Genomic DNA, 24,218 nt, shown 5'->3' on the forward strand with positions numbered 1-24,218 from the left:
CACCGCAGGCTCAAAAAATAACCCACCGAACGGAGCACACCATGAGCATCGACAACTGGGATACCGAGTTACCGGAACGGCTGGCCATGCTCGATCAGCTGAGTTTCGATATCGACGAAGGTTTTGATTTTGAACCCTACGCGCGATTCTTGACCGCCGAGGAAACCACCGAGTGGCTACAGGCCTGGACCGACAACCCGCACGCCACCGGCGCGCAGTTTCGCGTTTTCGGCCAGGACGGCAGCGGCGGCTACGCCGCGTTCTGGATGGTGCTGCCGCAAACGCCCATCGAGCAGCAGCCGATCGTGTTTTTAGGCTCGGAAGGCGAAAGCGGCGTGATCGCCCGGGATCTTGACGACTTTCTGTGGCTGCTGGCCGGCGGGCTTGGCCCGCGTGAGGCGCTGGATTACCCCGATGCGAACGCTACGCCCAATGCCGCCTTTCAGGCGTTTGCCCACCAGCACGCGCACTCCCGCGAGCAGAGCGTGTTCGAAGTCATCGATAATGCCCACCTTACCTACCCGGGCTTTACCGAAGAGCTCGAGCGCCTGTGTCATCCTGAGTGAGTCAATGCGCCGCTCGCCGCGGCGCGTTCGCCGCGCTCTTTAGCGTTATGCAGCTCAACGCGACTGCGCTGTTTGTATTCAGGTAAAATAATACAGTCAACGCTAAAGCAACCAGGAACGAACATGCAGGACACCATCGATCGCTCGAACGTTTATAAACTCTCGTGGCTCGCCTATTTCAGGCCTTTCTTGATGGCGCTGGTGGTCGGGGCTATCGGGCTTCTCATTACCGGCTTTGCGAACCAACCCTGGCTTAGCTACGTGGCGCTGGTGGCGGCTATCGTAAGCTTTATCTACAACGTCATTTACGTGAGGAGCGTACGGCTTTTCGTGGATGAGGCCGGCGTGTGGATCGACGAGGGCGTGTTTCCTTGGCAGAAGGGCAGCCGTGGCGTGAAGTGGCGCGACCTGGATACCGCGCTGTTCTTCAAGGGCTTCGTGAGCTGGGCGTTCAACTCCTACGCAATCACCATTGGCCACCGCTACACCAAGGACAGCGAGATCAACATTCGCCACGTGAAAAACGGCAAGCGCTTCGTCGAGCTGGTGAACAACGAGCATTATCGCCTGGTGGGCGAAATGCCCAGCATCAACGCGGCAGGCTAAGTACCGCTGCCAAGCCCAAAAAACTATGCAAGGTCTCAAGCTTCGAGCGAGCCTTATTGATATGGATCTGCTTCGGTAAAGCGCCCGAGGCAGGTCGTGAATGCGTCATCAGAGGCTCAACTGACGTTATCGCTGAATCCAAATCCATAGCATTGCCGCCCACCCTGCCAGCGTCAGCAGCAGATAGGTGCCCGCCACGGGCGTGACGATCAGCCAGATCAGGCCATAAACAATCGTATGGCGTCGGAAGAACGGACGTTTTGCTCCATCCTTGTGCGCCAGTGCAAGAACGACAACGCCAATTGCCGCGATGATCTGCCAGATGACGAGTAGCACGGTTAGAGGCGCTTGCGAGATCGGAATCACTGTGGGTAGAAGCTCAGGTGCACATAGTCGCCCGTAATACCGGTGGTCACTGGCGCGACGACCACATCCCCTTGGGCATCACTGTAGCCAAAGCCGCCGTTGCCAAAATCCTCGAACGCCTCCCACTGCGTGAACTCGGCACCGGCGGCCTGCGCCAGGGCGGCCGCCAGCGCTTCGCTCTGCGCCATCGGCTCGTCCACGCTGGTCATGATGATGGTGCATTTATCGTTCGTAAACGAGGCGCCGATCAGCACCGAGGCGTTGATGCCGTTTGGGCCGGTGTAGCTGACATAGGTGAGGTCCGACCCCATGCTGAGTTTATCGCCGAAAATATCAGAGCTGGACAGCCGGTTTATCGACTTTTCCAGATTGCCGCCGGGTTTCAGGCAGTAGTCCCGAAAATAGGCCAAACCGCTATCCATACGGTCCTGCGCAAAAGCGGTAGTGGTGGAGCACGCCAGCAGGCCCACTGCTATCACGAAGGGTTTCATTGCGGGGTTTCCTTAGTGGTTTTGACGGTAGGTCGAAGCTGTTGGCGCAGCGTACTCAATGCACCGACAGCAAAACGGCCCGCATCATCGTGATCCGGTGAAACCAGAACATAATATAGATGGGGCTAATATATTCAATGGAACGCTAGTGTAGTGCCTTCAGGGTGGGCTTCATTAGCTGTGCTTGGTAAGCGATTCAGCTGGATAGTAGAGCTAGCGTCGTGTGAGGAAGCTGCGGATTTTGGCTCACCTATTGTGTCTTCGCCATCAACCAGTAGGCAAAGCGCAGGTGAGTACGGCCACATGAATTATAGTGAGGTAAGCGATAGCACTGAAGCGGGGCTTCACTCGCGCCGTAGAGCGTTTGCTATCGACTAAAAGCTAGGTCGCTGTGCTAGGACTAACCTAAGTTAACTGATAGTGTTGGATTATTAGAGAGAACAAAGCTTCAAGAAAATGTCGTATTTCGACCCAAAAGAGCCGACCACGATCAGGTAGTTCCGAGCATCGCCGCAACGAGCTTTTCTGCGCGGTGTTCATGGCTAGCGACTAAGAGTATCGATTGAATCAGAGGCAGGTTGACCCAGCAAAAATGCAGAGTTACATGATTGAGCACGGGATGCTGCGCCAGAGCTTGACTGCAAAACTTTGTGAGCGAGATCGCGGAGAACTTCATGTGCACATGAACGGAGCGATCCCGTTGTCGATCATTCAAAACATCCTTGCCGACGAATCAACTGAGCTGCCGCCTGATTTTTTAATTGAGCGGGACTTGGTGCGGTACACCCCATGTCAGTCACTTGCGTCATACCTGACTCCTTGGCAGGTTTTGCGTCTTTTTCCTAAAAAGCGCGAGAATTTGGATCGTCTTACCTTAGCGGTCGTTGCGAGTCTCGCGGAAAACAATGTGCGCTTTGTGGAACTTCGCAGCAGCGTTTTGTACCTTGCGAGTCTGCAAAATAGCTCTCCTACTCAAGCTCTGGAACGCCTTATAGAGTCGTCCAGAGCCGCGGCTGACCAATTTGGCATGCGTCTAGGTTTGATCCTCACGGTGACCCGGGGCGACTACAGCTCGGTTGCCCTGTCCACACTTTTGCAGGCATATCAAAATCTTGGTGAGCCAGAGGATGTGGTAGGGCTTGATCTGGCGGGTGACGAGGAAATTGCTTATCCCAGCGAATTGCCGTCGTTATATCGGAAGGCGAAAGACAGGTTTGGACTAGGCATCACTATACATGCCGGCGAAACCGGACGCGTGGACAACGTTAGGGCAGCTGTGAAATTGTTTGGTGCAGACCGTATTGGCCATGGAACAGCCGCTAGCAAGGATCCTTACTTGTTAGATCTCTTGGCGAGGCGAGATATCTGCATCGAAGTATGCCCAATAAGCAACAGGCTCACCGGAGCTGTCCCTGACGATGAGGAACATCCTCTGCTAGAGTTTCGACGTCACCAAGTTCCCTTTGTCATTTGCTCGGACAACCCAGCAATTCATCAGCGAGGCCTTACAGACGATGATGCTGCAGCGATGACTGAGGGACTATCTGCTAGTGATATCTACCAACAGTTTGAGGTTGCCAAAAGGTTCTCATTCATAGAGGGTCTAGATTGAAAATCCGATTCATGTCCGGTAATCAGCATAAGGTCAACGAGGTGCAGCGAATTCTTGCCCCTGTTGGGGTAGATGTCGTGCCGGTGTCGCGGAAAATTGAAGAGTTGCAGACGGAAGACGTCGAGCGCTTGGTGCGGGATAAGTTGATCAAGGCCTTCGAAGCTATAGGTCGGCCTCTTTTCGTTGAGCACACAGGACTCTACCTAAACGGTCTTAACGGGCTACCTGCAGGGTTGACCCAAATATTCTGGGACAAGCTGGAAGCAGATAGATTAGTTAAGCTTGTAGCAGGTCTCGGCGACGCCGAAGTAACCGCAAAAACGGTACTTGGGTATTGCGATGGACGTGAAATCCGCCTCTTCTCAGGCTCCATTGAAGGAACTGTTCCTCCCGTACCGGCTGGCCCAACGGACTTCCAATGGGACTGTGTTTTTGTCCCGAAAGGGCACAACAAAACCTTCGCCGAAATGGGGCCGGCTAAAGACAAAATTTCAATGCGTCGCAAAGCTCTCGATCAGTTTGCCGAATACCTCAGAAATTATAGGGGAATAAGATGAACGACGAGTTGCTGCGTTCACATCATGCCGGCAAACTTATGCTTTTTGTAGGCGCAGGAGTGTCTGCCAACCTTGGTTTACCCACTTGGAGCGAGCTAATCGAACGCATTGCTCAAGACCTGGGTTATGACCCGAAGATATTCTCCACTTATGGGACTCCGCTTGCGCTTGCGGAGTACTACAAGAGAAAGAAGGGAACTCTGGGCCCGCTTCGAAGCTGGATGGATCGCGAGTGGGACAGGCCCAGTGAAGACATCTCAAACTCCGAGATTCATCGACTGATTACTATTGGAAGATTCTCACGGATTTACACCACCAATTATGATAGGTGGCTTGAAATGGCCCATGACAAGTTCAATGTGCCGTACGACAAGATCGCAAAAGTTGCTGACCTCGTAACTGCCACTGAAGGCCGGCGTCAGATCGTGAAATTCCACGGAGACTTCGATGACGAGAATTCAATCGTACTCGATGAAACCAGCTATTTTCAGCGACTGAATTATGACTCTCCGCTGGATATAAAACTCAGTAATGACGTTTTGGGGAATTCTGTTCTTTTTATTGGATACAGTATCTCGGATATCAATATTCGACTCTTGTTTTATCGATTGACGGAAATGTGGGGACGATCTGTTCTATCATCTGCAAGGCCAAAGTCTTACGTTTTTACGAATAAACCTAATCCTGTAGCACAGGAGGTATTAGGACAGTGGGGTATCGAGATGATCATCTCGGAAGAGGATAATCCCAAGAAAGCGCTCACGGATTTTCTTCAAGAATTGGTTACCAGCCACGATCTGAACGGTTAATACCCATTCGATATGGCGATGCTGAGCTTGCGAACGGTAGCTATGGATCGAAGTGGTTAGGTGCCAACCCAAAGTAGCCGATCCGCCAAAGCCAGTCAGCCTGTTAATTGATGTTATATAGCCGGAAACATGATTGATTTTTGTTGTTGAGCAGTCTTGATACACCTCATTTAAAATATATTGTGAGCAGTATGGGATATGAAATTAAGGAAAGATCCGACATTTCAATCTAATCAAAATACGCGCCGTCTAATACCTGTTAGCGATCAAGGGGGAATCTGTGCCTTACGAATTAAAAGATCGGCTTGTTGTAGGAGTAGCATCAAGCGCCATGTTTGACTTGTCTGAATCAGACAAAGTCTTCCGCACTCAAGGTGAAGAAAAATATCGAGAATACCAAGAAGCCCATAAGGACGAACCTCTTGGCGAGGGGCTTTCCTTCTCTTTTATCAAGCGACTTCTTTCCTTAAATGACCTGAGCACAGTTGATGCTGGACCACTAATTGAAGTGGTTTTGCTGTCTCGCAATGACCCGGATACAGGGCTTAGAGTTATGAAATCCATAGAACATCATGGGCTTTCTATTTCTCGTGCAATATTTCAGCAGGGTCTATCGCCCTACGATTACATTCCGGCTCTAAATATATCGCTATTTCTCTCGGCAAATAAAAGTGATGTTCTTGAGGCAATTGCCAAGGGGTTTCCAGCTGGCTATGTAATGGAGTCTAAAAAGATTGATGATCCGAATGACACTACCCTTCGAATCGCTTTCGACTTTGATGGCGTGATTGCTGACGACGCGTCAGAAACAGTAATGCAACAACGAAATCTAACTGAGTTTCATGATCATGAAACTGCTAACGTGATGGAGCCACATGGCGGAGGCCCTCTCAAAGAGTTCTTGCTTCGAATATCAAAGATCCAAATAGCCGAGGAGAAAAAGAGAAAAATCGATCCTACTTACAAGAATCGTTTGCGTGTCTCTATTGTCACAGCGAGAAATGCTCCATCCCACGAACGTGCCATTAATACTCTGAAGAGCTGGGGTGTGATGGCGAATGATGCATTCTTTTTAGGTGGCGTTGAGAAAAAACTGGTGTTAGACGTCCTTCAGCCGCACATCTTCTTTGACGATCAATCAGGTCATCTGGCTACCGCAAGTGAAGTTGCGCCTTCAGTGCACATACCTTTTGGTATTACAAATAAGTCTAAAGAGTAATTGCTAAAAATGGATTTAAGTCGCTGCTTCTTCACTTTGTGTATCAACTCAGATGTTATATTACTATCGTCTGATGTCCGCTCTTAGCCGATAGCTGATCCCCTTTAAGAAATACTCGCCTCAAATATTCATGCTTCCAAATATAGGGCAACACACATTACGTTGCCCTATATACACTAGAAACGGTTTATTCAGTACTCGGCTCACTCTCAGCCGCCTCAATCTGCCCACGCCCCTGCATCCAGTGCATCACGCCCCAGCAGATCGCGGCCCAGCTCGCGCCGGCGGTCCAACCGGCGAGCACGTCGGTTGGCCAGTGAACGCCTAAATAGACGCGGCTCACGCCCACCAGCAGGGTCAGCAGTATCGCCAGAATCAGCAGGTACGCTTTTAAGCGTAGCGCGGGCTGGATGCGGATGAGGAGTGCGGCCAACGTCAGGTAGGTCACGGCGGACATCATGGAGTGGCCGCTGGGAAAGCTCGCGGTGTAGACCATGGCTTCGTGCGGCACAAGATCCGGCCGGGGGCGATCAAAACCCATCTTCATCACGGTGCTGAGCAGGATGCCGCCGGGCACCGCCACCAGCGCAAACAGGGCGGCGCGAAAGTGCCTGGCCAGTAGCAGATACCCCAGCGCCCCCAGCGTGAGCATTACCAGCACGCCCACCCCGCCGAGGGCGGTGAAGTCCCGGCCCATTTCCTCGACCCAGCCCGGGCCGATCGGGTCGTTCAGGTCGGCGGGATTACGCAGGGCGAGCAGCAAGCGCTCGTCGAAGCTCTGGGTGTCGCCCTCGATGACTTCACCGGCCAGCGCGACGAAGCCCCAAATGCCGCCGGAAATGACCGCCAGGCACAGCAGCAGGGCGAGTTCGTGGCGGCCGAGCCGAGACAACATGGAAAAGGCCTGTCGCCCCATGTGGCCCATTCGTTTTTGATACGTCATTGGCAAATCCCTTGCGTTGATAATGTTATACCGCCTCCATCGATGCGGTTTTTTTGTGGCCGAACGTTGTCTTGCTTGAATTCGGTCGTGGGGTTTTAACTTGTCTACCTGGCCGGATCAAGCCCGCATGACTTCCCGCACCACCGCTTCATTCAAAATGCCGCGCTTGGCTTCCACCACGGTCAGCCACTCGCGGGCGCGGGTGATGCCGGTATAGACGAGTTCGCGCGTCAAAATCGGGTTGATCGTGGCGGGCAGCAGAAGGGCCGTGTGCACGAACTCGGAGCCCTGGGATTTGTGCACGGTCATCGCGAACACGGTTTCCACCGAGTGCAGGCGCGAAGGCAGCACCCAGCGGATGGGGTGTGCCGGGTCGCTCGTCGGAAAGGCGACGCGTAACAGCGACTGGCCGGGCGCGCGCGGGTCCCGCACGGCCAGCGTAATGCCGATGTCGCCGTTCATCAGCTTTAGCGCGTAGTCGTTCTGGGTGACCAGCACCGGGCGGCCCTCGTACCAGCCTTTTTCCAGCGTGACGTCGTTGGCGCTCAGCCAGCCTTCGCGGCGCAGGGTGTGGGCGATGCGCGGGTTCAAACCTTCCACGCCCCAGGGGCCCTTGCGCAGCGCGCATAAAAGCTGAAAGCGGCCGTAGGCGGCCAGCACCTGGCCGGCCCAGGCGTCGAATGCGTACGGGTCAGCCTCGAAGGAGGCGCCTTCGGGGCGCTGGGTGTTCAGCACGTTCAAATAGTGGCGGTAGCCGGTGGGCGGGGCCACGGGCGCGCCCTTGTGGTCGGTGCGGCCTTCGCCGTTTTGCGCAAAGCCGGCGGGGCTGCCGTCGATCACCAGCGCGTCCAGCGTCGCGTCCCCCTGGCCGCTCGCGCCGCCCAGCACGCGGTGCTGTAAATCCGGGTAGCCCTGGCGCAGTAGTTGGTTCACCGCCTGCTGTTTGTCACGCTCTCTCATGGCGTGGCCGGGCTGGTTAATCGCCTTCGCCAGCTGGCCGATGCCGCTTTGCTCATTGAAGCGGTGGCTGACCCGCAGCATGGTGATCGCCTGGTCCAGCGACTGGCCGTGTTCGTCGATGTACTCCGGTGGTATCGGCTGGCCGGTGGCGGTTTCAAGCCAGGTAGCGGTTGCCGGGGTGTAGTGGGCAGCCTCGGCGCGGCGGCACAGCTCGCCCAGCACCGCGCCGGCTTCCACCGAGGCGAGCTGGTCCTTATCGCCCAGCAGTACCAGCTGCGCGTTCGAGGGCAGGGCGCTGAGCACGGCGGTCATCATTTCGATATCCACCATCGAGGCTTCGTCGATCACCAGCACGTCCAGCGCCAGCGGGTTGTGCGGGCCGTGGCGGAAGTGGCGGGTGTCGGGGCGCGCACCCAATAGCCGGTGAAGGGTGGTGACCTCGACGGGAATAGCGCCTTCAAGAGCGCCTTCAACCTGCTCTTGCAGCAGCGTCTCGAGCGCGGCGGTGGGCAAGCCGCTGACCTGACCGGCGATGGATTCATTGAGCCGCGCGGCGGCCTTGCCGGTGGGCGCGGCCAGGCGAATACGTAGCGGCTTTTCCGGGGCGTGTGAAAGCCGCAGGGTTTGCAGCAGCGCAAGCAGGCGCACCACGGTGGTGGTTTTGCCGGTGCCGGGGCCGCCGGTAATCACGGCGAAGCGGCGGCGAGCGGCCAGCGCGCAGGCGGTTTTTTGCCAGTCCAGGGTTTGGGTATTGGTGAAGAGGGTGTTTAGGGCCCGGGGAAGAAGGTTGGCTGCTGTGGCGTGATCGGGATGACTGGCGTCATCCATCGCCCAGTGAACTGGGCTCCTACCCGTATTCGCCAGCTCAACTACATCTTCGTTTGCGGTGAGGCGGGTGGCAATTTCCGCGTGCAGGGTTTGCTCGTACTGCCAGTAGCGGCGCAAATACACGCGCGTGTCGCTTACGACCAGCGGGGTGTTGCCGGGGCCAGTGCTTACCAGCAGTGGGTGATCGAGCGCGGCCTGCCACTCGGCAAGCGTCAAGGTGTCGAGCAGCGCGCTTGGCAGCAGGGGCGGCTCGATCAGGTCGTCGCCTTCCGGCGGCAGCGACAGGGCGAAATCCGGCGCTTCCAGGGTGGCGGCCAACTCCAGGCACACGTGTCCACGGCCGAGCTGATGGCTGGCAAGTGCCGCCGCCAGCAGCAAAAGCGCCGGGGCGTCTGGCGCTTCGGTCAGCAGAAAGCGCGCCAGCGCCCGGTCCAGATCGCGCAGCCAGCCCCGCGCCACCCAGCGCTCGAGCAGATCGAGCAGCGCCTGGGGCTCAACAAGGGCGGCGTGCGGCGCGGTGGTTGCGGCGGGCGCGGCATCGGCGCTGGGCTCGCGCGGGGCGGGCTCGTCCGCTTGGGGCGCATCGAAAAGATCGAAGGTTTGCGTGTCCTTGCGGCTCATGCGGTGGCCTCCAGGGGGGCGCCGGTGAACAGGGCGTCCAGCGCTTCGATCAGCGCGATGGGCGCGGGCTCGGCGTAAACGCCACGGCCCAAGCTTAAACTGCCGCGCAAAAATACGGTGAGCGAGCCGCCCAAGTGGCGGTGCGGGTCGTAGTCGCTCAGGCGCGCTTTTAACAGCCGGTGCAGGGCGAGCAGGTAGAGCGCGGCCTGCAGATCGTAGCGTTTTTCCAGCAGCGCCTGGCGTAGTGCCTCCTGCTCGTAGGCGGCGTCCGTCGGCCCCAGGTAGTTGGATTTCCAATCCAGCACGTAAAAACGGCCGTCGTGCTCGAAGGCCAGGTCGATGAACCCCTTGAGCATGCCGTTGAGCGTGTCTCGGTCCAGCGCCGGGCGGGCGTGGCCGGGCAAAAGGTGGCGGCTCACCAGCGCGTCGATCCGGCGGGTATCCACCGCTTTCGCGGCCAGCCAGAACTCCAGCTCCACCTGATAATCACTAAGCTCGGTCAGCGCCACGCTTTGCGCCCCGCCAAGCGGCAGGGGCGTGGCCAACAGCGCCTTTAGCCAGCCGGAAAGCGGCGCTTGCCACACCTGCCAGCCGCGAAGCTGCACCCGGCGCCAGAGCATGTCCTCGAAGGCCTCGCTATTTTCCAGCGCCGTAGAGAAGCCGGTGCGGCCCGCCCACTCCAGAAGGCCGTGCAGAAAGGTGCCAGGCCCAGGCCCGCGGGGGAACTTGTGCAGGTGAAAGGCCTGAGGCTCGGCCAGGTCCTGGGGTTCATCGAGCACCTCGAACGCGGTGGCTTCCTGGGCGGTGGTGGGCTCCAGCGGCGCGCTCGAAGGCGCGGTGAGCGTGCCGGAAAGGCGCAGCGCCGAATAGCTGGCGATCCACCAGTGCTCGCGGGCCGGTCGCGTTGGCACGCGGGCGTGGCCCAGCGTTTCGCTATCCAGCGCCGGGGCCAGCCGCAGCGCGGTGGGCGCCGGCGGCTCGGCCACGTGGATATCGCTGCCTTTCGCCAGCGCTTCCAGCGCCGTGACCAGCGCGGCGGGGTCGATGGGCTCGCCCGCGTTCAATAGATACCCCACCGCGCTCGCCTCCCCCTCCTTCAGCGGCGCCAGGCCCAGCCAGGTCGCGTGGCGGGCGCGGGTCAGCGCCACGTACAGCTTGCGTAAATCCTCGCCCAGCCGTTCGCGCTCGGCAATGGCCAGTACGTCCTCGTCGGCGTTCAGGCTGAGCCGCAGCTGGCCGTCAGCATCGTGCCAGCGAAGCGGCAGGTCGTCCGCCTTCACCGGTCGGTGGTTCTGGATGAAGGGCAGAAACACCAGCGGGTACTCGAGGCCCTTGGACTTGTGGATGGTGACCACTTTGACCAGGTCCGCGTCGCTTTCCAGGCGCAGCTTATGGCTGTCGTTCTGGCTATCCGGGTCGGCAATGGCCTCCATCAAAAAGCGGATCAGGGCGTGCTCACCGTCGAGCTCCTGGCTTGCCTGCTGTAAAAGCTCGCCCAAGTGGAGCAGGTCGGTGAGTAAGCGCTCGCCGTCCTCGAACTCGGCAAGAAGCCGGGCGGGGATCTCGAAGTCCGCCATCAGGCGGCGCACCAGCGGAAGCACCCCCTGGCGCTGCCACAGGCGGTGGTAGTGGCCGAACTGCACCACGCGGGCTTCCCAGGCCAGCTCGTTTTGCTGCAGGTGGTCGAGCTCGGATAGTGACAGCCCCAGCGCGGGCGTGGCCAGTGCGGCTCTCAGGTGCGCTTCGGCCTGGCGCGAGCTTGCCAGCGGCTCGGCGCAGGCGCGCAGCCACCGCTCTACTTGGGCGGCCATGGGTGAGGCAAACACCTTGTCGTGGTCCGACAGGTACACGCTTTTCACCCCGCGGCTCGCAAGCGCCAGGCGAATCGCGCGCGCCTCGCTCAGGCCGTTGACCAGCACCGCCATGTCGGAGGGCTTCAGGGGCGTCAGGCCCTGCTCGCTCTCAAAGCCGCTTTGGCCGCGGCGGCCCGCGTCCAACAGCGCAGCCATATGAGAGGCGCAGCGTTCGGCCATCTCGGTCTGGTAGGCGGTTTTGGACAGCGGCTCGTCCCTTGAAAGCGGCCAGAGCGTCATCGCGGCAAGCGGGGTGCCTTCGTGCACCAGCTGCTCCTTGCGGCCCCGGGCGTCCACCGGCAGAAACGGCAGCGGGTTGTCGCCGTGCGCGTCGCGAAACAAAAACGCGCCGCGCGGGTGCGCGTCGGCGTAGCGGAAACAGTGGTTGACCGCCTCGACCATGGCGCGGGTCGAGCGAAAGTTGGTCGACAGAGTCACGTGGCGGCCGTCGGTGTCCTGGCGGGCCTGCAGGTAGGTGAAGATATCCGCGCCGCGAAAGGCGTAGATCGCCTGCTTGGGGTCGCCGATCAGCAGAACCGCGCTGTCGCGGCCTGGGGTCGCTACCCGGTAGACCGCGTCGAAAATACGGTACTGCACCGGGTCGGTGTCCTGGAACTCGTCGATCAGCGCCACCGGAAACTGGCGGCGGATCTGGGCGGCCAGCGCCTCACGGTTGGGGCCTTGAAGTGCCCGGTCCAGATGGGTCAAAAGCTCCGTAGGGCCCATTTCGGCGCGGCGCTGCTGCTCGCGCTCCAGGCGCACCTTGCACCACTGCACGGCGTGAATCAGAAGATCGCTGTGGGGCTCGGGTAATGTATCGAGGGCGGGCTTGAGCGCCCCCAGCGCCTGCCAGGCCTCTCCGCAGGGCGGCTCGCCCTCTTTCCAGATCTCCGCCATGCCTTCCGGCGTCAGGCGTTTCCAGGCGGCATCGGTCAGCGCCGGGCGCTCCTGGTCGCTTTGGGCCCACTCCTTGAGTGCCCCCAGCCAGTTGGCGCGGCTTTTGGCGTTGAAGCTCTGGCCCTTGAACGCCTTGGCCTTCGCTGCTTCTTCCAGTGTCGGCACCAGCTCGTCGAGCCATTCAGGCCATGGGGCTTTTAGCGCCGCCAACGCCTCGCGCTTTTGCGCCTCCACCGCGGCCAGGGTCACTTCGGGGGCCGGGCGCGGCTCTCCCAGCGCCTCGCACTCCGCCAGCAGCCGTGTAAGGGTTTCATGCAGCGCTTTCGGCGATGCCCAGTAGCGGGTGATATGGCCCAGGGCCTCGACATCCAGCGGGTAGTAGAAGGTGCGCCAGTAGTCGCGCACCACCTCCTGCTCGAGCTCACGCTGGTCGTTTTCCAGGTTCAGCGAGAAGAGGCTGCCGCTGTCGAAGGCGTGCTCGCGCAGCATCCGGTAGCACCAGCTGTGAATGGTCGATACCGCCGCTTCGTCCATCCACTCGGCGGCCAATTCCAGCCGCCGGGCGCAGGCGGGCCAGGCGCCTTCATCGTACTGGGCGCGAAGCTCACACAGCAGGTCGTCGTCCTGGGCGCCGCGAAACACTGCCGCGGCTTCTACCAGCCGTGCGCGAATACGCTCGCGAAGCTCCTGGGTGGCGGCGTTGGTGAACGTGACCACCAGAATTTCCGGCGGCGTGAGCGGGCGCTGGTAGGCGGTGTCGTCGTCGGTGGCGTGCCCGCCCAGCACCAGGCGCACGTATAAAAGCGCGATGGTGAAGGTCTTGCCGGTGCCGGCGCTGGCCTCGATCAAGCGGCTGCCGTGTAGCGGCAGGCGCAGTGGGTCGAGCGGGGCGGGTTGGCTCATGAGGTCTCCGGGCGCGGCGGGAAAAGGCGCCCGGAGGCGCAGGTTTGGCACTATATCGCGATGGTTTGAGGGGATCAAAAGGCGGGCAGCGCTTGCCCGGGCTGTGAGTAAGGCCCGTCACCTGCTAATCTTGTCGGCCAGCCCCGCCAGTCCGGTCCTGAAATGCCGCGGGGGCACCTGGTTCATGCTGACGATGAGACCCCATGCTGACATCGCTTCTCGATAACGATTTTTATAAGATCACGATGCAAAACGCCGTGATCAAGCGCTTTCCCTACGCCCACGCGCACTACGCGTTCATCAACCGGGGCGAGCATCGCTTCCCTGACGGGTTCGGCGCGGCACTTCGCCGGGAAGTGGACAAGATGGCCTCGCTTGCGCTTACCGAGGACGAGAAGCGTTATCTGGAAACCACCTGCCCGTATCTCGATCCCACCTATCTCGATTTTCTCGCCGGGTTTCGCTACGACCCCTCCGAGGTGATCGTCGAGCAGCAGGGCAGCGAGGTATCGGTGGTCATCGAAGGCCCCTGGTATCGCACCATTTTGTGGGAAGTGCCGCTGATGGCGCTGATCAGCGAGCTTTGGTACGTGCTGCGCGAGGAGCACGCCCCGGATAACACCGCAGAGCTGATCGAAGAGCGCACCCGGGAGAAGATCGAGCACTACCGCGATCTGGGCCTCAAGATCGCCGAGTTCGGCACCCGCCGGCGCTTTTCGTTTGCGGTGCACGACCGGGTCGTGGGCGCGCTTCGCCACTACGGCGGCGATACCTTCACCGGTACCAGCAACGTGCTGCTGGCCATGCGCCACGGGGTGAAGCCGATCGGCACCCATGCCCACGAGTGGTTCATGTTCCACGGTGCGCGCTTTGGCTTCAAAATGGCCAACAGTCTGGCGCTCGAGCACTGGGTGGACGTTTACCGCGGCGATCTCGGCATCGCGCTGACCGATACCTTCACCTCGAAAGCGTTTTTCGAAAGCTTCGACAAGAAGTTCGCCAAACTCTTCGACGGCGTGCGCCACGATAGCGGCGACCCGGTGGAGTTCGCCAAGGCGACCATCGAGCACTACAAGCGCCTGGGCGTGAACCCGCAAACCAAAACGATCATCTTCTCTGATGCGCTGACGCCGGAGCGGGTCGAGCGCATCCAGGCGTTCTGCCAGGGGCGCATTGGCACCGCCTTTGGCATCGGCACCAACTTCACCAACGATGTCGGCGTCGAGCCGATGAACATGGTGATCAAGATGGTCAAGGCGCGCCCGGAAGGGCAAGGGTGGCTGCCGGTCATCAAGCTTTCGGACGTGCCGGACAAGCACACCGGGGACCCGGACATGATCGCTCTGGCCAAACGCATTTTGTCGCTAAGCCACGCCACGCCGGAAACCTGCCCCTGATCGAGCCGAAAGCGGCTCGCACTTTGAAACGCCACGCGGCGGGCTTTTAACGCCCGCCTTTTTTATCGCTGCTCTTGCTACTTCTCTCGCCACTTCTCTTGTCACCCTTGACCGCCTTGAATAGTGGGGCGTAGAGATGCTCGACCAGCTCAGCAAACCCCTCATTCATGGCGGTACGGGCGCTGTAAAGCTGCTCGAAGCTCGGCCACTGGTGGGCGAGATAAGCGCTTTGGGACACATCACCTCTGAGGTAACGCCCGCCCTCATAGGCGCTCTCGGCGGCGGCGTACGCGGGGCTGTCCCGGTCGCTCTCTACCGTGCCGAGTTTGCCCAGCCACTCGAACCCGGCTTGGGTTGCCAGCGGCAGCGGCCCCTGCTGGCCCTGGCGCCAGGCGTCGAGCTGGGTGGCCAGGTGCGCCTTCGCGGTGTCGCGCGCTACCGGCTCGAATGTGACGCTACCGGCTTTCGAGATCAGCTCGGTGGTCATGGGGGCGTCCAAATTGCCCGCCAGGTGCGCGACCCAGTGGCGCAGCAGGTGGTGCCACTGGTATTTGCTCTGCTTTACAAGGCTCGAGCTTAAAAGCAGCACCCGGCAGCGCTCATCGACGTCGTTCACGCGCACCTCGCCCAGCCAGTCCTCGAGTGTTGGGCTTTGATCCGGGGCGAGCCACACCCGTTGGGCGGCGCTCTGTTGGTACGGCCAGGCGGCCAGCATCTGCTCGTACTGTTCGAACAGCGCCTCCATCGGCTCGGCGAGAGAGGCGCGCATGCGCTCGCCAAAGGCGCCGATCGCAAGCACGCCCTGGCCCTGAAAACGCGAGAGCTGCTCGTTGAGCGCCTCGATGCGCGGCTCATTGCTGTCGACCGCGCGGCGCTGGGCGGCGATCAGCCGGTCCTGAAGCTGCCAGTTCTGCAGGCCGTCCAGCGCAAAGGGTTCGGCATCGAGCTCGGCAATCGCTTCCTGCTCGAAGTAGACGCCCAAGCGCGTATTGAAAAAGCTCTTCACCGGCTCGCGCAGAAAGCTGCCCAGCTGGGCGAGGTTGAGCGTAGCCGGCTCGCTCTCGGCGGGAGGCGGAAGTGGCGGCGTGTGACGGGCGCTCTGCGCAGTGTGCACCTCGCGCCACTCGTGGGCGTAGGTGAACAGCGCATCGTCCTGGACGAAGTAGCGCCGGCTGAAGGGCTGCAGCGGGTGCTCGGTGGTCAGCCGCGCTAGAAGGTCATTGCCGTCGTGCTGCCAGCCGGCTTCCACATGTTCGCGCAGTTGGCCGACCAGCACCGACGGCGGAAGCGGGGCGTTATCGATCTGGCTTTTGCCGACCCAGCTCACATAGAGCTGGTCGCGGGCGGAAAGCAGCGCTTCGAGAAACAGATAGCGGTCGTCCTCGCGCCGCGAGCGGTCGCCGGGGCGGTAGTCGCCGCCCATCAGGTCGAAATCCAGCGGCGGCTGGGAGCGCGGATACTCCCCGTCGTTCATCCCCAGCAGGCACACCCGCTTGAAGGGAATGGCGCGCATTGGCATCAGCGTTGCGAAGTTGACGGCGCCGGCTAGAAAGCGCTGGGAAAGGCTGTGCTCGTCGATCTGCGACAGCCAGTGTTCGCGCACCATGGAGAGCGGAAGCGCATCATCGAGCGCGGCTTCCTGGGTGCTCTCGAGCATCTGCTGCAGGCCGTTTTCGAGCTTTGCCAGCATGACGCTTTCCGCCGGGTCGTCGGTGAGAAAGAAGGTTTCCAACAGCGCGCGCAGTCGCGCCACCCAGGTGGTGGCGTCTGCCGGCTCGCAAAAGCGCTCCCAAGTGGCTTCGAGTTTTTCCAAGAGTGTGGCCAGGGGCCCGGCCAGGCGCGCCTCCAGCCCGCCGATATCGTCAAACGGCTCGATGCCCTGCCAAGCGCCGGCCTCGCCCACGCTGTAGCCCAGCAAAAGCCGTCGAAGGCCAAAGGTCCAGGTGTTCTGGGCGAGCCCGCCGGGCAGCTCCAGATGCGCTCTGGCGCGGGCGTTCAACCCCCAGCGAATGCCCGCGCCTTCCATCCAGCGCTCCAGCGTAGGCAGGTCGCGCTCCTCGAGCCCAAAGCGCTGGCGCAGCGCCGGCACGTCGAGCAGGTCCAGCACGTCGCTGGTGGAAAGCCGAAGCTCCGGCAGGCGCAGCAGTTTCTCCAGCGCGATCATCAGCGGCAGCCGGTGGCGGCTGGCCTGATCCGACAGCGTATGCGGGATGAAGCGCGGGTCGTCCTGACTGAGCTGGCCGAACACCGCCTCGATGTGCGGCGCGTAGCGGTCGATGTCCGGCAACATGACGATGATGTCCCGCGGGCGCAGGTTCGGATCACGGCTGAACGCGGCCAGCAGCTGGTCGTGCAGAATCTCGACCTCGCGCTGGGGGCCGTGGGCGATGTGAAAGACGATCGAGTCGTCGGTATCACCTGGGGCTGGCCAGTGCTCGCGGGTCTCAGACACCGGGCGCAGCTCGCGGATATCGTCCTGAAGCTGGCTCAAGAGTGTGCCGCCACCTTCCAGCGAGAAGGGCTCGAACATGTCGATGCGCAGCGCGCGCTGCTCGAAAAGGCTCTGATAATCGCCGGTGTCGTCGTGCTCGTCGATCAGGCGCAGGTAGTCGCGGCCCTGCTTGCCCCAAGCGGCGAGCAGCGGCTGGGCGTGCAGGTGCAGCGCACCTTCGGCGTCGCCGGTGCCGAGTACGTCGAGCGCCTCCGGCATGCCCTCCTTGCGCCGCTGGCGGTAGCGGCTGGCGCGCAGTAGATCCTTGTGCTCGATGATGTCCGCCCAGTAGTACTGGCAGGGGTTATGCACGCAGAGCACGATCTGACAGCAGCGCGAAAGCGCGGCGAGCGCCTCGAGCGTTTGGCTGGGTAGCGACGAAATGCCGAAGATGATCAGCCGCCGGGGCACGCCCGGGGGGCAGGCCTGGCCTTCCAGATGTTCGGTGGCCTCGAGAAAGCGCTGGTGAACGCTCGCCCGGCTGCTTTCGAGCCCGCTGTGCCCCTGGGTGGCGGCCACGTCCTCTCTAAGCCTTCGCCAAAGCGCGGGCTGCCAGCGCTGGTGCTCTTCCAACGCGCGATGCTCGCCGCGGGCGCCGATGAGCACGTCGTCGCCCTGGGCCCAGGCATCGAGCCAGTCCGCCCGGTACACCTGGTACTGGTCGAACAGATCCGCCAACCGCTCGGCGAGCTGATAGTGCTTGCGCTGGTCGCGGTCGAGCGCCAGAAAGCGGGCGAGCGGCTCGAACGTCGGGTCCGCTACCAGGGTGGGCAGCAGGCGCAACAGCCGCCACACCAGGCGTGACTTGTCGAAAGGCGAGGTTTCCGGCACCGCGTCGGCATCGTGGCTGATATGAGAAAGCACGGTGCGGTAAGCCTGCCAGAGAAAGCGGGCGGGGAGAGTAACGTCGAGCGCGGCGGCGATGCCTGCGCCGCCGTTTTCCGGGTCCTCGGCCAGGGCCAGCTTTAGCCACTGGCCGATGCCGTTGCTCTGTACCAGAATGGTTTCGTTTTCCAGCGGGCCAAGCGGGTGCAGGCGCATCCACTCGATCGCCACCGCGCGTAGGTCTTCCAAACGGTTGGCGTGAACCACCATGAAACCCGGCGTCAGCGGCGGTGCAGATAGGCTCGACATGGACACCCCCGGAAAACGGTAGAGCGAGGTCGGCTAACGCCGACGCTCATTTAGTAGAAGAGCATGACGTTTAGTAGGAGAGCGTAACGTTGCCGATGCCCATCAGCCCCAAAAACGTCATGCCCACGAACAGCAGCAGGTACAAAAGCACCAGCACGCCGAAGATGGTGAAGTGGGTCTTGAGCTTTGAAAGCGCAAAGCGCAGCTCGCGCTCGTCGCCGCTTTGATAGGCGCGCTGGCTGGCACTGGCCGCCTGAAAGAGCACCACACCTGCCCAGATGGGAATCCAGGCAACGATAATGCCGACGACGGTAATCGCCGTTAACACCCCACCCAGAATGAGCATGACGCCGATCAGCTGCATCCAGAGTTTACCGCGGTAAAGCGGCTCCGCTATGCTTTTCAATAGCTCGTTTTTCTCATGCGGTTCCATGGCGTCCTCGCAGTGTCGTTTGAAAATCAATACGTTGTTGGAAGGTCATGATCTTAATGAGTTTCGACACGTTTGTCTTTACTCGCCGTGTGAGTGGAATTTTGCCGGATAATTACTCCGTGCATCTTGCAGTGAGGCCCGCGCATCGCCAAGCTATGACGTTTTTTAGAACACGAAAAACATAAGGAGCCCGCCATGACCGAGCCGACTAGCCCTTCGCAGAACGCTTCACAAACCGGCACGTCGCAAGACGACGTAGCGCAAGGTTCGCGCCGCCACTCCGCCCCGGTCGTCGACGGCCCGGGCAAGGCGGCCAGCCGTGCGATGCTGCGCGCGGTAGGGTTTAACGACGAGGATTTCAAAAAGCCTCAGGTGGGCGTGGCCTCGACCTGGAGCATGGTGACGCCCTGCAACAGCCATATCGGCGAGCTGGCCGAGCTTGCCCGCGAAGGCGCGGACGCCGCCGGCGGCAAGGGCGTGGTGTTCAACACCATCACCATCAGTGACGGCATCGCCAACGGCACCGAGGGCATGAAGTACTCGCTGGTCTCGCGCGAGGTGATCGCGGACTCCATCGAAACCGTGGCCGGCTGCGAGGGCTTTGACGGACTGGTCGCCATCGGCGGCTGTGACAAGAACATGCCCGGCTGCGTGATGGGCCTGGCGCGGCTCGACCGCCCCAGCGTGTTCGTTTACGGCGGCACGATCATGCCGGGCAAGGGCCACACCGATATCGTGTCGGTGTTCGAGGCCATGGGCGCGCACTCGCGCGGCGACATGGACCTGATCGAGCTCAAGCAGATCGAAGAGACCGCGATTCCCGGCCCCGGCTCCTGCGGCGGCATGTACACCGCCAACACCATGGCCTCGGCGATCGAGGCGCTCGGCATGAGCCTGCCGGGAAGCTCCGCGCAGAACGCCATCTCGCAAGAAAAGCGCGACGACTGCAAAGCGGCCGGCGAGGCGGTGCTCGAGCTTTTGAAAGCCGACATCAAGCCCTCCGACATCATGACCCGCCAGGCCTTCGAGAACGCGATCACCGTGATCATCGCCTTGGGTGGTTCCACCAACGCGGTGCTCCACCTGATCGGCATGGCGCGCACCATCGGTGTCGAGCTCATGCTGTCCGACTTCACCGAGATCGGCAAGCGCGTGCCGGTTGTGGCGGATCTGCGCCCCAGCGGCCACTACATGATGAGCGAGCTGGTCGCCATCGGCGGCATTCAGCCGCTAATGAAGATTCTGCTCGAGGCCGGGCTTCTGCACGGCGACTGCCTGACCGTCACCGGCAAAACGCTGGCCGAGAATTTGGCGGGCGTCGAGCCCTACCCGATGGATCAGTCGATCATCGCGCCGCTGGATAAGCCGATCAAGGCGCAGAGCCACCTGCGCATTCTTTACGGCAACTTGGCGCCGCAAGGGGCCGTGGCCAAGATTACCGGCAAGGAAGGCACGCGCTTTTCCGGCCCGGCGCGGGTGTTCGGCTCGGAAGAGGAAGCCCAGGCGCGCATCAACGACGGCACCGTCGTCGCCGGCGATGTGGTCGTGATTCGCTACGAAGGCCCGAAGGGTGGGCCGGGCATGCGTGAAATGTTGACGCCGACGTCCGCCATCATGGGCCGCGGCTTGGGTAATGACGTCGCGCTGATCACCGACGGGCGCTTCTCCGGCGGCAGCCACGGTTTCGTGGTCGGCCACGTCGCGCCGGAAGCCTTCGAGGGCGGCCCGCTGGGGCTGGTCGAAAACGGCGATCTCATCACCATCGACGCCGACGCGGACACCATCGATATCGACGTTAGCGACGACGAGATGGCCCGCCGCCAGAGCCAGTGGCAGCAGCCCGCGCCGCGCTACACCCGCGGCGTGCTCGCCAAGTACGCTCGCCACGTTAGCTCAGCCAGCACCGGTGCGGTCACCGACCAGGACGACTAAGCCCCTTCAGGGCAACCTCCAGGGCCGCGTTCGCGGCCCTTTTTTTTGTCACGTGCGCGTCAAACGGCTCGGCTAGAGTGGTGCTTTCGTTTTATGCGAGGGCCTTTCAATGACGAGCCGGCGTGGGCGGGTTTTCGACGTCTTTCGAACGTTTTGGTGGCTGGGCTGTACGTCTTTCGGCGGCCCCGTCGCGCATCTGGGTTATTTCCATACCGAATTCGTCGTAAGAAAGCGCTGGCTGACGGAAGCGGCCTACGCGGAGCTGGTGGCGCTTTGCCAGTTTCTGCCCGGCCCGGCGAGCAGCCAGGTGGGCTTTGCGCTCGGGCTCCTGCGCGCCGGCCCGAGGGGGGCGTTTGCGGCGTGGGTGGCGTTTACGCTGCCCTCGGCGCTTTTACTGGTGCTGTTCGCGCTGGGCGCGGCGGCACTCGACGGCCCGCTTTTCGAGCGCGTGATTGATAGCCTGAAACTCGTGGCCGTGGCGGTGGTCGCCCACGCGGTGTGGGGCATGGCGCAAAACCTCTGCCCGGATAGAGCCCGCGCGGGCATTGCGCTGGGCGCGGTGTTCGTGGCCGCGCTCTCAGGCGGCCCGGCGGGGCAGGTCGCCGCCATCGTGCTCGGCGCGGCGGCGGGGCTTTGGCTCTGCCGGCAGCACCCGAGTAGTGCCGAGTTCGACACGCTCTCTTTTGGCGTGTCGCGCCGGGCCGGTGGCATCGCGCTTGTGCTTTTCGCGCTGCTGTTGGGAGCGCTGCCGCTGCTGGCGCCAATGGCGGCGTGGCTCGATATGGTCGATGCCTTTTATCGCGCCGGGGCGCTGGTGTTTGGCGGTGGCCACGTGGTGCTGCCGCTTTTGAGCGCCGAGACGGTTCAGCCAGGTATCATCTCAAGCGAAACGTTCATGGCCGGCTACGGCGCCGCCCAGGCAATTCCGGGGCCGCTTTTTACCTTTGCCGCGTACCTCGGCGCGCTGTGGCCGGGCGTGAGTGTTTGGATGGGGGCGGCGCTGGCGCTGGTGGCGATTTTCGCCCCCGGTTTTTTGCTGCTGGTGGGGGTGCTGCCGTTTTGGCACCGTTTTCGCCGCGGCCAATGGGCTCAGGCGCTTCTGCGAGGGGCCAGTGCGGCGGTCGTGGGGATTCTGGGGCTCGCGCTTTTCGACCCGGTGTGGACAAGTGCGGTGTTTAAGCCCCTGGATTTCGCCCTGGCGCTGGCCGGGTTTTTGCTCTTGAGCGTGTGGCGCCTGCCGGTTTGGGCGGTGGTGTTGATCGTAACGCTGGGCGGGGTGGCGCTCGGGTAAGGGTTGCGCTATAAAAAAACGCCTCGCGTTTGGCGAGGCGTTTATCGGTTCAAACCTGGAGGCTATGGCGTTGGCGCCTCCAGCTCTAGTGTGCGGCGCAGGACGTTGAGTTCGTCCAGGTCCAGATGCTCGAGCCTTCCGGCGAGCAGGTCGCTGATCTTTTGGACGGGTAGGCCAGCCCGACGGGCGATTTCGCGGCTTCCCAGATCCGATACGGCGACCAGACGAGTGATGATGCGCATCAAGCGCGTGCGCTTTTCCAATTCCCTGACGTCGAGGTCAGGGCTGCTTCGAGGAGGGTCCAGCGTTTCTACGTGAGCAGTCGACGTTGCCGTACTCATGTGACTCCATGGGTCAAAAGTGACACCTACACAATGCCGCTATCGGGGGCGCTTTTCAATGCCTGATTCGGCTAAAATTTCCTCCACCGATCGAAGCCCCTAATTCGGCCCGCTCTGGTAAACTATGCGCCTTTAAAAATGATAGCCAAGCCTTGCGGCTTTTCGTCTTTTACCGATTGATGGCCTTCGGCCGAGGAGCGAATCCATGTCCAGCCGCGCACCCCAAGTGGGCGTAATTATGGGATCCAAATCCGACTGGCCCGTGATGGAACACGCCACCCAAATGCTCGAGCGCCTGGGCGTTGCTTTTGAGACCCGAGTGGTATCGGCCCACCGCACGCCGGATCTGTTGTTCGACTACGCCAAGGGCGCGGCGGAGCGCGGCCTTCAGGTGATCGTGGCCGGCGCGGGGGGGGCTGCTCACCTGCCGGGCATGGTGGCCTCTCAAACGCCGCTTCCGGTACTCGGCGTGCCGGTGGAGTCCAAATCGCTCAAGGGGCTCGATTCACTGCTCTCCATTGCCCAGATGCCCGGCGGTATCGCCGTGGGAACGCTTGCCATCGGTAAGGCCGGAGCGACCAACGCAGGCCTTCTGGCCGCGCAGATCGTCGGGCTTCAGGACAGCGCCGTGCGCGAGGCGGTCGAGGTTTTCCGCGCCGAGCAGACCCAAGCCGTGCTCGATAACCCGGACCCCCGCATCGATAGCGACCAGGCCTAAGGAGACCACCATGAACATTGGCGTTTTGGGTGCCGGCCAGCTGGGTCGCATGCTCGCTTTGGCCGGCTATCCGCTCGGCAACCGCTTCACCTTTTTGGACACCACGGGTAGCCCCAGCGCGGGAATTGGCGAGGTGATCGTCGATCCGCACAACGAGCATTTGGCCGCATTTCTCGAAAAAGTCGATGTCGTGACCTACGAGTTCGAGCATCTGCCGGTGGCGCTCGTGCGCGAGATCGAGAAGCACAAGCCGGTCTACCCGGGCAGTAAAGCGATCGCCGTGTGCCAAAACCGGGTAGAAGAGAAGGCGCTGTTCGACCGGCTCTCCATTCCGACGCCGGCCTACCGCGTGGTGGAGAGCGCCGAGGCGCTGGCCCAGGCCGCCGAGGAACTTGGCTGCCCGGTGGTCGCCAAGTCCGTCACCGAGGGCTATGACGGCAAAGGCCAGGCCGTGCTCAAGTCCGCCGATCAGGCCCGAGATGCCTGGGCGTCGATTGGGCACTCTCAGCTGATCGTCGAGGCGTTCGTCGATTTCGTACGCGAAGTGTCGATCATCGCCGTGCGCGGGCGTGATGGCGAGGTGGTGTTCTACCCTATGGCGGAGAACCAGCACGAAGACGGCATTTTGCGCTACTCGGTCGCGCCGCTGCCGGATCTCGACGACAGCGTTCAGGCGTTGGCCGACGGCTATATTCGTCAATTGCTCGACGAGCTCGACTACGTTGGCGTGCTGGCGCTGGAGCTTTTTCAAGCCACCGATGGAAGCCTGCTGGCCAACGAGATGGCGCCGCGCGTGCACAACTCCGGCCACTGGACGATGGACGGCGCCGCGACCAGCCAGTTCGAAAATCACCTGCGGGCGGTTCAAGGGCTGCCACTTGGCTCGACCGAGGCCATTGCGCCGACCTGTATGGTCAACGTCATCGGCCGCGAAGGCGACAACACCGCGTTGTTGGCGATCCCGCATACTCATCTGCACCGCTACGACAAGGACGAGCGCGCCGGGCGCAAGCTTGCGCACATCAACGTGCTGGCCGATTCACATGCCGAGCTTTTGGATAAAGTGCGCCAGTGCCAAGCGCTTTTACCCGAAGCCCCTCCGGTACAGTGGAGTTTTAAGGTTTAAGTAACGAAATGAATGTCATTAACCGCCTTCTGTCAGGCGGTTTTTTTTATAAGTCGATTTTGGTATTCGCTTTAATGAGATAATTCGTTTACAACTACTGCATAAGACTTCATTGAACGAAGAC

At 61.2% G+C, this 24,218-nt stretch carries 19 protein-coding genes; 11 read left to right on the plus strand and 8 right to left on the minus strand.

Going from position 1 to position 24,218, the window contains the following annotated elements:
• Positions 1 to 41: 41 nt before the first annotated feature.
• Entirely contained in the window at positions 42 to 566 is a 525-nt protein-coding gene (locus MQW23_RS07225; protein ID WP_252107188.1) for a hypothetical protein, read from the plus strand.
• Positions 567 to 689: 123 nt separating this feature from the next.
• On the plus strand, positions 690 to 1,172 hold the full coding sequence (locus MQW23_RS07230; protein ID WP_252107189.1) for a hypothetical protein: 483 nt from the start codon (positions 690 to 692) through the stop codon (positions 1,170 to 1,172).
• 126 nt (positions 1,173 to 1,298) lie between these two features.
• Here the strand turns inward: MQW23_RS07230 and MQW23_RS07235 are convergent, their stop codons facing one another.
• Positions 1,299 to 1,508, minus strand: a complete 210-nt coding sequence (locus MQW23_RS07235; RefSeq protein ID WP_252107190.1) for a hypothetical protein — start codon at positions 1,506 to 1,508, stop codon at positions 1,299 to 1,301.
• Positions 1,509 to 1,534: 26 nt separating this feature from the next.
• Positions 1,535 to 2,029: a hypothetical protein gene (locus tag MQW23_RS07240; protein ID WP_252107191.1), complete on the minus strand. Its 495-nt coding sequence runs from the start codon at positions 2,027 to 2,029 to the stop codon at positions 1,535 to 1,537.
• A gap of 604 nt (positions 2,030 to 2,633) precedes the next feature.
• Here MQW23_RS07240 and MQW23_RS07245 point away from each other — a divergent pair.
• The 4 genes from MQW23_RS07245 (at position 2,634) to MQW23_RS07260 (ending at position 6,226) form a co-directional block, all read left to right on the plus strand.
• A complete protein-coding gene (locus tag MQW23_RS07245; protein ID WP_252107192.1) occupies positions 2,634 to 3,641 on the plus strand; it encodes an adenosine deaminase family protein in 1,008 nt (335 codons plus the stop codon).
• Positions 3,642 to 3,652: 11 nt separating this feature from the next.
• On the plus strand, positions 3,653 to 4,198 hold the full coding sequence (locus MQW23_RS07250; RefSeq protein ID WP_252107193.1) for a non-canonical purine NTP pyrophosphatase: 546 nt from the start codon (positions 3,653 to 3,655) through the stop codon (positions 4,196 to 4,198).
• Positions 4,195 to 5,007: an SIR2 family protein gene (locus tag MQW23_RS07255; protein WP_252107194.1), complete on the plus strand. Its 813-nt coding sequence runs from the start codon at positions 4,195 to 4,197 to the stop codon at positions 5,005 to 5,007. The genes MQW23_RS07250 and MQW23_RS07255 overlap by 4 nt, the downstream gene beginning before the upstream one ends.
• 280 nt (positions 5,008 to 5,287) lie before the next feature.
• Entirely contained in the window at positions 5,288 to 6,226 is a 939-nt protein-coding gene (locus MQW23_RS07260; protein WP_252107195.1) for a 5'-nucleotidase, read from the plus strand.
• A 187-nt stretch (positions 6,227 to 6,413) separates the two neighbouring features.
• Here MQW23_RS07260 and MQW23_RS07265 read toward each other — a convergent pair whose 3' ends face one another.
• The 3 genes from MQW23_RS07265 to recB all read right to left on the minus strand — a co-directional run bounded on the left by MQW23_RS07265 (position 6,414) and on the right by recB (position 13,231).
• The gene (locus tag MQW23_RS07265) at positions 6,414 to 7,169 is read right to left on the minus strand and encodes a phosphatase PAP2 family protein (protein WP_252107196.1); all 756 of its coding nucleotides are present in this window, start codon (positions 7,167 to 7,169) and stop codon (positions 6,414 to 6,416) included.
• A gap of 117 nt (positions 7,170 to 7,286) precedes the next feature.
• On the minus strand, positions 7,287 to 9,578 hold the full coding sequence (gene recD, locus MQW23_RS07270; protein WP_252107197.1) for an exodeoxyribonuclease V subunit alpha: 2,292 nt from the start codon (positions 9,576 to 9,578) through the stop codon (positions 7,287 to 7,289).
• Positions 9,575 to 13,231: an exodeoxyribonuclease V subunit beta gene (gene recB / locus MQW23_RS07275; RefSeq protein WP_252107198.1), complete on the minus strand. Its 3,657-nt coding sequence runs from the start codon at positions 13,229 to 13,231 to the stop codon at positions 9,575 to 9,577. The genes recD and recB overlap by 4 nt, the downstream gene beginning before the upstream one ends.
• A gap of 203 nt (positions 13,232 to 13,434) precedes the next feature.
• Here recB and pncB point away from each other — a divergent pair, with 203 nt between their 5' ends.
• On the plus strand, positions 13,435 to 14,628 hold the full coding sequence (pncB, locus tag MQW23_RS07280) for a nicotinate phosphoribosyltransferase (protein ID WP_252107199.1): 1,194 nt from the start codon (positions 13,435 to 13,437) through the stop codon (positions 14,626 to 14,628).
• 46 nt (positions 14,629 to 14,674) lie between these two features.
• Here the strand turns inward: pncB and recC are convergent, their stop codons facing one another.
• Both recC and MQW23_RS07290 read right to left on the minus strand, forming a co-directional pair.
• Complete coding sequence (recC, locus tag MQW23_RS07285) at positions 14,675 to 18,253, minus strand: exodeoxyribonuclease V subunit gamma (protein WP_252107200.1); 3,579 nt, start codon at positions 18,251 to 18,253, stop codon at positions 14,675 to 14,677.
• Positions 18,254 to 18,323: 70 nt separating this feature from the next.
• Positions 18,324 to 18,686 (minus strand): DUF5362 family protein, encoded by a 363-nt coding sequence (locus MQW23_RS07290; protein WP_252107201.1) that lies wholly within the window; start codon positions 18,684 to 18,686, stop codon positions 18,324 to 18,326.
• A gap of 195 nt (positions 18,687 to 18,881) precedes the next feature.
• Here MQW23_RS07290 and ilvD point away from each other — a divergent pair, with 195 nt between their 5' ends.
• Together ilvD and chrA are read left to right on the plus strand one after the other, a co-directional pair.
• Entirely contained in the window at positions 18,882 to 20,618 is a 1,737-nt protein-coding gene (gene ilvD, locus MQW23_RS07295; protein ID WP_252107202.1) for a dihydroxy-acid dehydratase, read from the plus strand.
• 109 nt (positions 20,619 to 20,727) lie between these two features.
• Positions 20,728 to 21,909, plus strand: a complete 1,182-nt coding sequence (gene chrA, locus MQW23_RS07300; protein ID WP_252107203.1) for a chromate efflux transporter — start codon at positions 20,728 to 20,730, stop codon at positions 21,907 to 21,909.
• A gap of 62 nt (positions 21,910 to 21,971) precedes the next feature.
• Here the strand turns inward: chrA and MQW23_RS07305 are convergent, their stop codons facing one another.
• Positions 21,972 to 22,250, minus strand: a complete 279-nt coding sequence (locus MQW23_RS07305) for a helix-turn-helix domain-containing protein (RefSeq protein ID WP_252107204.1) — start codon at positions 22,248 to 22,250, stop codon at positions 21,972 to 21,974.
• 205 nt (positions 22,251 to 22,455) lie between these two features.
• On the opposite strand from MQW23_RS07305, the gene purE reads away from it, so the two are divergent.
• Positions 22,456 to 22,968, plus strand: coding sequence for a 5-(carboxyamino)imidazole ribonucleotide mutase (purE, locus tag MQW23_RS07310; protein WP_252107205.1), 513 nt, complete (start codon positions 22,456 to 22,458; stop codon positions 22,966 to 22,968).
• Between the two features lie 10 nt (positions 22,969 to 22,978).
• The gene (locus MQW23_RS07315; RefSeq protein WP_252107206.1) at positions 22,979 to 24,094 is read left to right on the plus strand and encodes a 5-(carboxyamino)imidazole ribonucleotide synthase; all 1,116 of its coding nucleotides are present in this window, start codon (positions 22,979 to 22,981) and stop codon (positions 24,092 to 24,094) included.
• The last annotated feature ends 124 nt before the right edge of the window (positions 24,095 to 24,218 follow it).

It is taken from the genome of Halomonas sp. S3-1-1 (genome assembly GCF_023757625.1).
Taxonomy (GTDB): Bacteria; Pseudomonadota; Gammaproteobacteria; order Pseudomonadales; family Halomonadaceae; genus Vreelandella.